We start from the raw sequence: 12,679 nt of genomic DNA, 5'->3' as shown, positions 1-12,679 counted from the left end.
CGCCGTTCGCCGCAACTCCCAACTGAACGATTTCATCTGCAACTGTCATGCAGATCGTGTCTAATACCGCTCCCCACCCGTAGTGCCCCCACCTGTATGTCCCTCCAATCCCATGGCCCGGCGCCGTGCGACGACGCTGACGGCCACCTGGTCACCGCTGGCCCGCTGACCCCGCCGCCCGATGTTGCCGGCACCCCCGCCGATGAGAAGGCGCTGCGCCACTCGGTCGCCGAGGACGTGCAGGGCATGGTGCTGGCCATGCTCGTGGCCTCACTGGGCCTGGCGATCTTCGCCAAGGGCGGGCTGATGATCGGCGGCATGGCCGGCATGGCCTTCCTGCTGCACTATTCGATGGGCTGGAACTTCGGCCTGGTGTTCGTGCTGGTCAACCTGCCGTTCTACTGGGTGGCCGTGCGCCGCATGGGCTGGGAATTCACCCTGAAGACGTTCGCAGCGGTCACCGCCTGCGGCCTGCTCACCGACATCCTGCCGCGCTGGGCGGACTTTTCGCATATCGCGCCGCTGTACTCGGCGCTGGTCGGTGGCGCGCTGTCCGGCCTGGGCATCCTGTTCTTCATCCGCCACCGCGCCAGCCTCGGCGGCATCGGCATCCTGGCGGTGTACCTGCAGCGCACCCGCGGCTGGAGCGCCGGCAAGGTGCAGATGTCCTTCGATGCGTGCCTGATGGTGGCCGCGTTCTTCGTGCTGTCGCCGTCGAAGGTGATGTACTCGGCCATCGGTGCGGTGGTGCTCAGCCTGGTGCTGATGTTCAACCACCGCCCGGGCCGCTACATGGGCGTCTGATTCCGCATTCGGCGGATCGCCTGCCCAGGCGCCACGCGCCCCGGTAGCGCCGGGCCATGCCCGGCGGATGCGCATCAGCCGCGCGCTGCCTGTACCCACGGCGGTGCCAGCTTCAGCAGCGTTGCATGCACCGGGCAGTCCTCGGCATGCGCGCCCGGCAGGTAGCCCAGGCTCATCAGGAACTCGCCGGTGATCTCGCCGCCGGTGAAGCGGAACGTCTTCTTGAACAGCTTGACCCAGTCGGCCTTGCTGCGCGGATGGTGTGCGTCCAGCCAGGCGGCGAAACTGCCGTGGCTCTGGCGCAGCTGCTGGATCACCTGCGCGTTGTGGATCGCCGCCAGCACCTTCAAGCGGTTGCGGATGATGCCCGGGTCCGACAGCAGGCGCTCGATGTCCTGCTCGGCGTAGGCGGCGACGCGATCAACGTCGAACGCGTCATAGGCCGCGCGGAATCCCTCGCGCTTCTTCAGGATGGTCTCCCAGCTCAGGCCGGCCTGGTTGATCTCCAGCAGCAGGCGCTCGAACAGTTCACGCTCATCGCGCTGCGGGAAGCCATATTCATTGGCGTGGTAGTACTCGTGCACCGGATGGCCCGGGGCGATGCGGCAGTATCCGCTCATGGTGTGGCCGCCTCCGCGCGGTCGTTGCTGCGGTCAATCTCCAGCTGGCCTGCCGCGCCGTCAAGCAGCAGCGTCGGCCAGCGCGGCGGCTGCATGGTCAGGCGGCCGTCGCGCAGGGCCTGTGCGGCCCCGTCCGAGGTGCGCTGGTCAACGTCCTGGAAGGAAACCTCACCCTCCTTTCTCCAGCCAGCCGGTTCACGCACGTGCAGCTGGCAGCGCGGACCGCTGTACACACTGGTCAGGCACAGCAGCACGTCGTCTTGGCCATCGCCATCCAGGTCACGGCGCAGGGTGACGCAGCGGTTGTCGCCGGTCTTGTCGTCGTCCAGGCAATCGCCCGCATCCAAGCGACGGTCCAGTACCGCCTGCCACCAGTCATCGGCTGGCGATGCGGTGCCCTTGGCCTGCACGATCCGGGACTTCAGGCTCGCCAGGTCGCGCACGCCATCGTCGATGTCGTTGTCCCAGCGTGACTCACGCTTCTGCCGGGCCAGGGCCTGCACGATGATGCTGGAGGCGCGGGTGTCGGCCGCCAATGACGGTGCTTTCTGCTGCGTGCGCAGCGCCTGCACACCGCGGCGGCCCAGCTCGAAACGCAGCTGGTCTGCAGCGTCCGCGGTCATCAACGCCGGATCGGCGCGCAGGCGCTTCATCTGGCTGGCCAGGGTGATGCGCACCGGATCGATCACCGGCGAGATCGCCAGCAGGGCGGTTGCCAGCACGGCCCAGCACATCCAGCGGTTGACCGGCTCAAGCCGATGCAGCCAACGCCCGTGCCGACGCAGTGCGGCGAAGGCGTAGCCGATGGCATAGCCGGCAATCAGCACGGCGACCGCCACGCCCCAGAAGCGCGAGAGGGTCCAGCCGTACTGGCTGACCCGCAGGGACATCGCATACAGCGCCAGGCCGGCGTAGATCGGCAGTGCCAGCAGGCTGGCCTCGACCAGCCGGCGCAGCCATGCCGGGTAGGGCGGGGTGCCGTCGTCGTGCTGGTAGACCGCGTTGGCCAGGCTGATCAGCAGCACCGCCAGCACCAGCAACAGGCTGGCGGCCGAGCGCGTGGCCCACAGCGGCGCCAGCCCGGTGAACGGCAGCGACAGCACGAACAGCACCGCGATGAACGACAGCAATGGCAGCAGGCCGCGGCAGATCGCGAAGAGCACCTGGCGGGTGATCTGCATCGCACGATGCTGGGTGCGCCCGATCAGCACGCCGAAGCCTGCCAGCATGCCGGTGGCCAAGGCGATGAAGGCATCGCTGCCGAACAGGACGTGGAAAAAGTCGACCTTGACCATCCGGAACAGCGCCGCCCACAGCCACAGCAGCAGCCAGGTCAAGCCGGTGAACACCGCCGCCAGCACCAGGGTCAGCCCGTTCTGCCAGGCGCGTTCGAACAACGCGCCATAGTCGGCCCGCCAATGTCCGCCATGCAAGCGGAACTGCCACCACGGCAGGGCAATGAACGTGGCAACGGCCAGGCAGATCGAGAGCGGAACCTGCAGCACGGCCGCATACAGCGCGGTTTCTCCGCTCAGGTTCCAAGCGGTCCAGGCGGCCAGCGCGAGGACCAGCAACGAGGCCAACCCGGCGTGCAGCCACAGGCGCCAGGCCTTCAGATCGACCAGCGTCAAGGCCACTGCGGTGGGCACGGTCAATACCCAGGCATACCAGCAGTAGCGCCAGCCGATGTCCCGGAACGGCCATTGATCCGCCAGTTCCTGGGCCGCGAAAAGCATCAATCCCTGCAGCAGTGCGATCAACACGATCATGCTGCGGGTGGGCCATGACAGCGTTGCATCCTGCTGCATCGGGTCGTCCTCCTTGCAAGAGCGCCATCCTAGCCCATCCCTTCGCGCCCGCATCCGGTCGCAGCGGTTAGAATGGCGCCCATGCCAGTAACGCCGACTTCCCTCGCCAATCACCTGCTCGTGGCGCTGCCGTCGCTGATCGACGCCACCTTCGCCCGCACCGTCGCGCTGATCTGCCAGCACGACGAGAACGGGGCAATGGGGGTGCTGGTCAACCAGCCGTCCGAGTACACCCTGGGCGAAGTGCTTGCGCAGATGGATATCGCTACCGGCGATGGCGTCCTGCAGGCGCGTCCGGTGCTCAATGGCGGACCGGTGCATCCCGAGCGTGGCTTCGTCATCCATGACGACGCGCGCGCGTGGGATTCCAGCCTCGTCGTCGGTGACGGCCTGTACCTGACCACCTCGCGTGACATCCTCGAGGCGATGGCGCGCGGCGAAGGCCCGGCCAATGCCGTGGTCACCCTGGGCTGCGCGGGCTGGAGTGCCGGCCAGCTGGAAAGCGAACTGTCCGAAAACAGCTGGCTGACCGTGCCGGCCGATGCCGAACTGGTGTTCCAGCTGCCGCTGGAACAGCGCTGGCAGGGCGCCGCGTCGCGCATTGGCGTCGATCTGTTCCGGCTGACCGATTACAGCGGCCATGTCTGAGCCGGCCCTCATCCGTCGCGATGGCACCGTACTCGGTTTCGATGTCGGCTCGCGCCGGATCGGCGTGGCGATCGGCAGTGCCTTCGCCGCGCATGCACGCGCGGTGGCCGTGGTCGATGTGCACGGCAATGGCCCCGACTGGGCGGCGATCGAACGCCTGCTCAAGGAATGGAAGCCCGATGGCCTGGTGGTCGGCGATCCGCTGACCCTGGACGGCCAAGACCAGCCCAACCGCAAGCGCGCGCAGGGCTTTGCCCGCCAGCTGCGGGAACGTTTCAAGCTGCCGGTGGAGATGATCGACGAGCGTTCCAGCTCGGTCGAGGCCGCCCGCCGCTTCGCCGTCGAGCGCGCCGAAGGGCGCAAGCGTCGTCGCGACGCGGCTGCGCTCGATGCCGTGGCTGCGGCGGTGATCATCGACCGCTGGTTGTCGTCGCCGGACGACGCCATTCCCATTCCCTGACGATACGAACCCCGCCATGACCGCCCAGCAACTCGATGACTCCGGCCGCCTGCGCCACCTGTTGACGCTTGAAGGTCTTCCCCGCGACACCCTGGTGCAACTGCTCGACCGCGCTGGCCAGATCCGCGATGCCGCGGTCGGCCGTGTCGGCAACAAGCGCCACGTGCTGGGCGGATCGGCGGTGTGCACGTTGTTCTTCGAACCCTCCACCCGTACCCGCAGCTCGTTCCATCTGGCGGCGCAGCGGCTGGGGGCGGACGTGCTGAACTTCGACGCCTCCACCTCGTCCACGCGCAAGGGCGAAACCGCCTGCGACACGCTGAAGAACCTGGAAGCGATGGGCGTGCGTGGTTTCGTGGTGCGCCACCCCGATGACGGCGCCGTGGCGGCACTGGCTGCCGTGGCGGGCGAGGGCACCGCGCTGGTCAATGCCGGCGACGGCCGCAGCTCGCACCCGACCCAGGGCCTGCTGGACATGCTGACCCTGCGCCAGGCCAAGGGCCCGGACTTCTCGAAGATGAAGGTGGTGATCGTCGGTGACGTCAAGCACTCACGCGTTGCCCGCACCGACCTGCATGCCCTGCGCACGCTGGGCGTGGGCGAGATCCGCGTATGCGGCCCGCAATCGCTGTTGCCCGACGACGACACCCTCAAGGGCTGCGTGGTCGGTGATGATTTCGACGCGATGCTGGAAGGCGTCGATGCGCTGATGATGTTGCGCCTGCAGCGCGAGCGCATGGAAGAAGGCCTGGTGCCGTCGCTGGAGCAGTACCACGCACAGTACGGCCTGAACACCGCACGCCTGGCCCGCGCCGGCAAGGACGCAGCCGTGCTGCACCCGGGCCCGATCAACCGCGGCGTGGAAGTGACCGATGACGTGGCCGACGGCCCGCAGTCGTGGGTGCTGCGCCAGGTCGCCAACGGCGTCGCCGTACGCATGGCCGTGCTGGAAACCCTGCTGGGTTGATACCCCGAGACCCGGTTGGGTGGGAATTTGCCTTGAACTACCTTGGTGGGTGCCGACCGTTGGTCGGCACATAGGGGAATCACCTCGAACTGCCTCGGTAGGTGCCGACCGTTGGTCGGCACAGAGCAATCAGTCCCATGAAGCGCTGGGCGCAACCATTGATTGGCTACAGGCCTACCTGCATCGGAGTAGTTGCCCGATAGAAGGGCACTGCCGGCAGGCACACGCTTGTGCCCATGAACCGTGCACGTCTATGCCTTGGCCGCCATTCCCGGATCGGGCAATCCTACATCCTGACCACCGTCACTCAGGGGCGTCGACGCTACTTCGACGATGCCACTGCCGCGAAGGTGGTGATGGACGTGGTCCGCCGCATTGATGCTGACGGCCTGACACACTCACTTGCCTATGTGGTCATGCCGGACCACATCCATTGCCTTGTGGAACTCCGCGCATTCTCGCTGGATTACATCATGCAACGCTTCAAATCGAGCAGTGCATTGCGGATCAACCGCATGTTCGGCCGATCAGGGCGATTCTGGCAATCGAGCTATCACGACCACGCGATCCGCTCCGATGAATCACTGTACCGGCATGCGATGTACGTGTTGGGGAATCCGATCAGGGCAGGGCTGACCGCACAGCTTGGTGAATATCCCCATGCGTGGTGTCGATGGCAGATCGAAGGGAGGTTCCAGGCAATTGAACACATTGGATTGGAGAGATAGTGCCGACCAACGGTCGGCACCCACCGACATACGTTTTCCAGCAGGGGCCGTGGTTCAGCGCTTCTGGGCGAACAACCACGCCCACATCGCTGCGTCGGCGTAGGTGGCATCCCAGGCATTGTGGTTGCCCTCCGCGTACTCGGTATAGCGCACGTCACGCGCGCCGGCGGTCTGGAACGCGGCATGCAGCCGGCGATCATCATCCGGTGGCACCACATCATCCAGCGCGCCGTGGAAGATCCAGATCGGGGTGCGCTGCAACCGTTGCGCGATCACCGCATGAGGGTCCGCTACGTTCGCCACCTGCTCAACGAACAGGGTAGGGCGTACCGCACGTGGTGCCAGCACCGCACCGCAGACCGGCACGATCGCGGCAAAGCGCTTCGGATCGTCCAGCGCGATGTTCCAGCTGCCATAGCCACCCATCGACATTCCGGTCAGGTACTGCCTTGCCGGGTCAGCGCCGAATTCAGCGATTGTGGCGTCCAGTGCCGCGATCGCCACCCGGTTGTTGCGGCCGCTCCATTCCTCGGCGCCGGGGACCTGCGGAAACACCGCCAGCGCGGGGAAGTCGGCCGCGTGCCGGCGCAGGTACGGGCCCAGGCCTGCGTGGGTCTGCTTCACGCCATCGCCGCCGCGCTCGCCGGAGCCGTGCAGGAAAAGCACCACCGGCAGCGGACCGGCCGCGCGCGCGGCAGCGGCCGGGATGAACACCTGGTAGTAGGCGGTGTCGCCGTCCACCTTCACCGCGCGTGCCTCGAAGTGGCCGCGCGCACCGGGCGGCGTACTGGCACACCCGGTCAACATCAGCAGGACCAGCAGCGGCAGCCAGCGCAGAAGCGATCGAAGCATGGCGGTTCCCATGAGGGCGATGTCGCCTCGATGGTAGTGCGCCGCGACCGGCCCGGCATCGTGCGCCGCATCACTGCGGGCGCGGGAAGCTGGCGATGATCTCCAGCTGCTCCTGTGCTTCGGCATTGCCGCCTGCGGCCGCGGCCTGCACCTGCGCCATGTCCGGGTGCAGCACCACCAGCAACGGGTTCTCGCACACCGGGCACACGTACTCGGTGGCGTCCTCGTCCAGTTCCATCACCATTGCCCGCGAACTGCCTTTCCACTCGCAGGCGGCACAGGTGTGCAGCTGGTCGCGCCAACCCGGCGCAAAGTAGTTTTCGATCGTCGTTGCCATGGCAGTTCCAGTCAGTGCAGCAGGACCATGGTGGCCAGGCCGAGGAAGGTGAAGAAACCCATCGAGTCGGTCACCGCTGTCAGGAAGATGCCGCTGGCCAGCGCCGGATCGAAGCCGAAGCGCTTCAGGCCCAGGGGCACCAGCACGCCGGCAAGCGCCGCGAACAACAGGTTGCAGGTCAACGCGATGGCGATCACGGCCGAGAGCCCGGGTGAGTGGAACCAGGCGAGCACGATCAGGCCCAGCACAGAACCGAGCACCACGCCATTGAGCAGGGCCACCCGCACTTCCTTCCACAGCAGCGTGCGTGCGTTGGAACTGCCGACCTGGCCCAGTGCCAGGCCGCGTACCATCAGCGCCAGCACCTGGGTGCCGGCGTTGCCGCCAAGGCCGGCGACGATCGGCATCAACACCGCCAGGGCGACCAGCTTGTCGATGGTGCCCTCGAAGTGGCCGACCACGCTGGAGGCCAGGAACGCCGTGCACAGATTCACCGACAGCCACATCAAGCGGCGGCGCATCGCGCGCCAGACCGGGCTGAACAGATCTTCATCCTCGTCCAGGCCGGCGGCGCCCAGCGCCTGGTGCTCGGCCTGGCCACGGATGATGTCGACCACGTCATCGATGGTGATGCGGCCGATCAGGATGTTGTTGTCATCCACCACCGGCGCGGAGATCCAGTCATGGTCGGAGAACTGCCGCGCCACTTCCTGGTCGCTCTCGCCGACATCGATGGCAGGCTGCTCATCGTCGATCAGGCGGTTGATCGGGGTGGTGTCTTCATGGGTCACCAGTGAGGCCAGCGACACCCGACCCAGGTACTGGTGGCGGCGGCTGACCACGAACAGGTGATCGGTGTGGTCCGGCAGTTCGCCGCGCAGGCGCAGGTAGCGCAACACCACATCGACGTTGACGTCGGCGCGTACCGTCACCACGTCCGGGTTCATCAGGCGGCCGGCGCTGTCCTCGGGGTAGGACAGCACCTGCTCCAGGCGCTCGCGGTTCTCGCGGTCCATCGACTTGAGGACTTCGTCGATGACCGTATCCGGCAGGTCTTCAACCAGGTCGGCCAGATCGTCGATGTCGAGGTCTTCGACCGCGGCGATGATTTCGTCCGGGTCCATGTCCGCGAGCAGGCTTTCGCGCACGTCGTCGCCGACGTGGACCAGCACCTCGCCGTCATCTTCCGGATCGACCAGGCCCCAGACGATCTCGCGCTTGCCCGGCGGCAGCGATTCGAGCAGGTTGCCGATCTCGGCCGGCGCCAGGGTATTGACCAGACGGCGTACCGGGCCCAGCCGGCCGCTGTCCAGTGCATCGGACAGCATCCGCAGTTGGCGCGCAGTCTTGTCGTGGCGTACGGCCTCAGCCATCGCAGCTCCCGCGGGATAAGAAAAGCCGCGATCCCAGCAAGGATGCGGCAACAGGGGTGTTCAGCGCGTCATTATCGCAAGGGGATGTTTCAGCGCATACCCCGCTGGCCACAGGCCACAGGGGTCCACGCATGCCACCTGATCCCCCGCCTGTCGGCGCGCCCCTTGAACAACAAGGGGCTGCTGCTCCAGACCGAATCCGCCGGGCATGGCCCGGCGCTACCAAAGGTGGCACGCGGCGGTATCGAATCCGCCGGGCATGGCCCGGCGCTACCCAAGGTGGCACGCGGCGGTAGCGCCGGGCCGTGCCCGGCGAGCGCGTAGCGCGGGGGTCAGGACGCGTCCGCCACAAGCGCCAGCCAGCGCTCGATGCCGCGGCGGTCACGCATGCCCAGCAGCTTCGGTGCGCGTGCGCGCAGGGCCCCCAGGTCGGCATCACGGACGGCCCGGCGTACTTCCAGCAGGGTGCCCGGGTGCAGGCTGAACTCGGTCAGGCCCAGTGCCAGCAGCAGCGGGGTCATCCGTGCGTCGCCGGCGATTTCGCCGCATACCGCTACCGGAATGCGATGGCGTGCGCCGGTCTCGATCACCATCTGCAGCAGGCGCAGCACCGCCGGATGCAGCGGCGAATACAGTTCGCCCAGTGCTTCGTTGTTGCGGTCGGCGGCCAGCAGGTACTGCACCAGATCGTTGGTGCCGATCGACAGGAAGTCGACCAGGTCGATGAAGCTCTCCAGCGCCAGCGCGGCGGCGGGTACTTCGATCATCGCGCCCAGTGGTACGTGCTCGGCCACCATGTGGCCCTCGGCGCGCAGTTGCTCGCCCAGTTTCAGCATGCGCCGGCGTACCGCCAGCAGTTCGTCGCGGGTGCTGACCATGGGCACCAGCACGCGCAGCTTGCCGTAGGCCGAGGCGCGCAGGATCGCGCGCATCTGGGTATCGGCCACCTTGGGCCGGGCCAGCGACAGGCGCACGCCGCGCAGGCCCAGCGCCGGGTTTTCCTCGTTGCTCAGGGTCAGGCCGGTGCGGTCGGCCTTGTCAGCACCCAGGTCGAGGGTGCGGATGGTCACCGGCCGGCCGCTCATGCCCAGCGCCGCATCGCGGTAGGTCTGGAACTGTTCTTCTTCGTCCGGCAGCTCGTTGCGCTGCAGGAACAGGAATTCGGTGCGGTACAGGCCCAGGCCATGGGCGCCCAGCGCATGCGCTTGGGTCACATCTTCCAGCGATTCGGCGTTGGCCAGCAGTGCGATGTCGACCTGGTCGCGGGTGCGGCTGGGCTTGCTGCGCAGGCGGCCAAGCTCGCGCTGCTCGCGTGCGTGCTCCTTCAGGCGCGCGCGGTAATCACGCAGGTTGTCGGCCTGCGGGTTGACGGTGACGCTGCCGTCGGCGCCATCGATGATCAGCACGTCGCCGTCGATCACCTTGTTCAGCAGCTGCGGCACGCTGACGATCAACGGCAGGTGCAGGCTGCGGGCGAGGATCGCACTGTGTGAAAGCGCGCTGCCAGCGCTGGTGACGATGCCGACCACACCGTGCGATTGCAGCTGGGCCAGCTCGGAGGGGGCGATGTTGTCGCAGACCAGGATTTCGCCGGCCAGGCCCTTCACCGCTGCGGGCCGCTCGGGCTGCAGGAACGCATGGATGCGCCCGATCACATGGTCGAGGTCGTCCATGCGGCTCTTCAGGTAGGCATCGTCCATGCCATCGAAGACTTTGGCCAGGCGGTCGCGCTGCAGGCGCAGCGCGTAGCCGGCACTGTAGGGACCACTGCGGATCAGTTCGTCCAGGCCGAACAGCAGTTCGGGATCGTCCAGCAGCAGCGCATGCAGGTCGAGGAACTCGCCGACCTCCTGGTTCAGCGCGCCATGCAGGCGCTGGCGCAGGTCGTGCATTTCCGTGCGCGCCGCGTCGACTGCGTGGTGCAGGCGCGCCAGCTCGGATTCAACCTGGGAGGGGGCGACGCGCTGTTCGGCCACTTCCAGCGCATGCGGCAGGCGCACGCGGGCGCGGCCCATTGCCGTGCCGCGGGCGGCGCCGTGGCCGGCCAGCAGCTGTACCGGCCGTTGGCCGGTAGGTGTTTGGCCGGCGCGCGCGCGCGGCACGCTCAGTTGTCCTCGTCGAAGCGACGCTCGAACAGGTCGACCACCGCGTCCATCGCGGCGACTTCGTCTTCGCCGTTGATGCGGATGGTGACCGGCGTGCCTTGCCCGGCCGCCAGCAGCATCACGCCCATGATGCTCTTGGCGTTGATCTCACGGCCCTTGGCGGCCATGGTCACGTTGCAGCGGAACGGCGCCAGGGTCTGCACCAGCTTGGCGGTGGCCCGGGCATGCAGGCCCAGGCGGTTGCTCACAGTGAGTTCTCGTTCAAGCATCGTCGACTATCGCTCCATTACGGGTGCCCGCCGCCGCAGTGGCGGGCAGTTGATCCAGTCCCTGTTCCGGATAATTCATCACCCGCAGCAACATCGGCAGACTCAGCGCCGACACCCGGCGAACCGGGGTCCCCAGCCGGGCCAGCTGCCCGGCAAGGTTGGCAGGGCTGGCGCCGTACAGGTCGGTCAGGATCAGCACGCCATCGCCCCCATCGACCCGCCGCAGAGCGGCCGAGGCGAGCGGGAGCAGAGCATCCAGGTCTGCGTCGAACGGTACTTCGAAAGCTTCGGTCTTCAGCGGCAACTGCCGCAGAAGCCGGGTCGCCACGTCGAGCAGGGCGATCCCGACCCCAGGATGTGTTACGAGGAGAATGCCACAGGTCATTACTGCACGTTAACAGGTCAAGGTGAATTGGCGATAGCAGCAGGAGAGGGGCACTGTGTCCCGTATTCAGCGTTGTTCGGGTCAGAGCCCTTTTTCGTTGAAAAAGGGCCCCGACCCCATCCGTTTTTTCGATGCCTGACAGAGATTCATCCACGCATGGCATGGATCTACCGTGTCGACCAAGGTCGACACCTATCCACAGTGCAACTCCGACCCGCCGCGATCCGTCAGAGGCGGGGCGGTGTGGGGGTGCAGGACCGTTGGCGCCATGGATGGCGCCATCGAGCCCCCAAGGACGGGTTTACGGCATGTCCTGCGCGCCCACACCGCCTCGCCATCCCAGGGAATCCGATGTTGCTGTTGCTTCGGCTGTTGCTGTTGACGTTGCCGTGGTTTCTGCGGTGGCCGGGCGCAGCCAGGCCGACCCTGTCAATCCTGTTCGCGGTGGTACGTCGCCACGTCTTCCCAGCCCATCTCACGCGCATGGCGGGCCAGGCGTTCGGCCAGGAACACCGAGCGGTGCTTGCCGCCGGTGCAACCGAAGGCCACCGTCACATAGCTGCGGGTGCCATCGCCCAGCTTGGGCAGCCAGGTGTCCAGGAAATCCATCAGCTGCGCCAGGTAGCGCTGCACATCCGGCTGCGCCTCCAGGTAATCGCGCACGCCGGGCTCGCGGCCGCTCAACGCACGCAGTTCCGGATCCCAATGCGGGTTGGGCAGCACGCGCGCGTCGAACACGAAGTCGGCCTCGGCCGGCACGCCACGCTTGTAGGCGAACGATTCGAACAGCAGCGACAGGCGGCTGGCATGGCCCATCGCAAATTCAGTGATGATCCGGCGCCGCAGCTGGTGCACGTTCAACGCACTGGTATCGATTACCGCATCGGCTTCGCGGCGCAGCGGCGCGATCAGCTCGCGCTCACGGGCAATCGCTTCGGGCAGCGACAGGCCCAGCTGGCTCAGCGGGTGCCGGCGGCGGGTGTCGGCGTAGCGCTTGAGCACCGTTTCATCGCTGGCCTCGAAAAACAGCACCTTGGCGTCGACGCCGGCATCGGTGGCCAGCTGCCGCCAGCTGGACAACTGGGTCAGGTCGCTCTGCCCACGCACGTCGATGCCCACCGCCAACCGGCGCGATGCTGCGCCGTCGTGGTGGCTCAGCACATTGCGCACGAAATCCGGCAGCAGCTGGATCGGCAGGTTGTCCGAACAGTAGTAATCCTGGTCCTCGAAGGTCTTCAGGGCGACGGATTTACCCGAGCCGGACAGGCCGCTGACGATGATCAGGGTCGGGGCGGTGGGAGTGACGGTGCTCATGGACGGGCT

General features: G+C 67.0%; 14 protein-coding genes. 5 read left to right on the top strand and 9 right to left on the bottom strand.

All coding sequences use genetic code 11. From position 1 onward, the window contains the following. The first annotated feature begins 96 nt into the window (after positions 1-96). A complete protein-coding gene (locus K5K93_RS07765) occupies positions 97-804 on the top strand; it encodes a YitT family protein (protein ID WP_025874035.1) in 708 nt (235 codons plus the stop codon). Between the two features lie 74 nt (positions 805-878). Here the strand turns inward: K5K93_RS07765 and K5K93_RS07760 are convergent, their stop codons facing one another. After that, positions 879-1,424, bottom strand: coding sequence for a DNA-3-methyladenine glycosylase I (locus K5K93_RS07760; RefSeq protein ID WP_025874034.1), 546 nt, complete (start codon positions 1,422-1,424; stop codon positions 879-881). Beyond that, positions 1,421-3,232 carry a DUF4153 domain-containing protein gene (locus K5K93_RS07755; protein ID WP_222390448.1) on the bottom strand — a complete coding sequence of 604 codons (1,812 nt, stop codon included), beginning with the start codon at positions 3,230-3,232 and terminating at the stop codon, positions 1,421-1,423. The genes K5K93_RS07760 and K5K93_RS07755 overlap by 4 nt, the downstream gene beginning before the upstream one ends. An 81-nt stretch (positions 3,233-3,313) precedes the next feature. Between K5K93_RS07755 and K5K93_RS07750 the strand changes: the two genes are divergently transcribed. The 4 genes from K5K93_RS07750 to K5K93_RS07735 all read left to right on the top strand — a co-directional run bounded on the left by K5K93_RS07750 (position 3,314) and on the right by K5K93_RS07735 (position 6,035). Next, the gene (locus tag K5K93_RS07750) at positions 3,314-3,880 is read left to right on the top strand and encodes a YqgE/AlgH family protein (RefSeq protein ID WP_025874032.1); all 567 of its coding nucleotides are present in this window, start codon (positions 3,314-3,316) and stop codon (positions 3,878-3,880) included. Continuing rightward, positions 3,873-4,340 (top strand): Holliday junction resolvase RuvX, encoded by a 468-nt coding sequence (gene ruvX / locus K5K93_RS07745; protein ID WP_093817540.1) that lies wholly within the window; start codon positions 3,873-3,875, stop codon positions 4,338-4,340. Before K5K93_RS07750 ends, ruvX begins: the two co-directional genes overlap by 8 nt. A 16-nt stretch (positions 4,341-4,356) precedes the next feature. Then, positions 4,357-5,307, top strand: coding sequence for an aspartate carbamoyltransferase catalytic subunit (locus K5K93_RS07740; protein WP_089239291.1), 951 nt, complete (start codon positions 4,357-4,359; stop codon positions 5,305-5,307). Between the two features lie 236 nt (positions 5,308-5,543). Next, entirely contained in the window at positions 5,544-6,035 is a 492-nt protein-coding gene (locus tag K5K93_RS07735; RefSeq protein WP_222390447.1) for a transposase, read from the top strand. 54 nt (positions 6,036-6,089) lie between these two features. Here K5K93_RS07735 and K5K93_RS07730 read toward each other — a convergent pair whose 3' ends face one another. The 7 genes from K5K93_RS07730 to rapZ all read right to left on the bottom strand — a co-directional run bounded on the left by K5K93_RS07730 (position 6,090) and on the right by rapZ (position 12,670). After that, entirely contained in the window at positions 6,090-6,887 is a 798-nt protein-coding gene (locus K5K93_RS07730) for a prolyl oligopeptidase family serine peptidase (protein ID WP_222390446.1), read from the bottom strand. A 70-nt stretch (positions 6,888-6,957) separates the two neighbouring features. Then, positions 6,958-7,224: a hypothetical protein gene (locus K5K93_RS07725; RefSeq protein WP_025874027.1), complete on the bottom strand. Its 267-nt coding sequence runs from the start codon at positions 7,222-7,224 to the stop codon at positions 6,958-6,960. Positions 7,225-7,235: 11 nt separating this feature from the next. Continuing rightward, positions 7,236-8,597, bottom strand: coding sequence for a magnesium transporter (mgtE, locus tag K5K93_RS07720; RefSeq protein WP_025874026.1), 1,362 nt, complete (start codon positions 8,595-8,597; stop codon positions 7,236-7,238). A gap of 332 nt (positions 8,598-8,929) precedes the next feature. Next, positions 8,930-10,699 (bottom strand): phosphoenolpyruvate--protein phosphotransferase, encoded by a 1,770-nt coding sequence (ptsP, locus tag K5K93_RS07715; RefSeq protein WP_093817543.1) that lies wholly within the window; start codon positions 10,697-10,699, stop codon positions 8,930-8,932. Between the two features lie 2 nt (positions 10,700-10,701). After that, positions 10,702-10,971, bottom strand: a complete 270-nt coding sequence (locus K5K93_RS07710) for an HPr family phosphocarrier protein (protein ID WP_025874024.1) — start codon at positions 10,969-10,971, stop codon at positions 10,702-10,704. Further along, positions 10,964-11,356, bottom strand: coding sequence for a PTS fructose IIA component family protein (locus K5K93_RS07705; RefSeq protein ID WP_025874023.1), 393 nt, complete (start codon positions 11,354-11,356; stop codon positions 10,964-10,966). The genes K5K93_RS07710 and K5K93_RS07705 overlap by 8 nt, the downstream gene beginning before the upstream one ends. A gap of 429 nt (positions 11,357-11,785) precedes the next feature. Continuing rightward, positions 11,786-12,670 (bottom strand): RNase adapter RapZ, encoded by an 885-nt coding sequence (rapZ, locus tag K5K93_RS07700; protein ID WP_177176978.1) that lies wholly within the window; start codon positions 12,668-12,670, stop codon positions 11,786-11,788. Between the last annotated feature and the right edge of the window lie 9 nt (positions 12,671-12,679).

The organism is Stenotrophomonas sp. DR822, assembly GCF_019793815.1.
GTDB classification, from domain to species: Bacteria; Pseudomonadota; Gammaproteobacteria; order Xanthomonadales; family Xanthomonadaceae; genus Stenotrophomonas; species Stenotrophomonas indicatrix.
The sequence above is the reverse complement of the archived record's forward strand: the minus strand, read 5'-3'. Positions and strand labels throughout refer to the sequence as shown.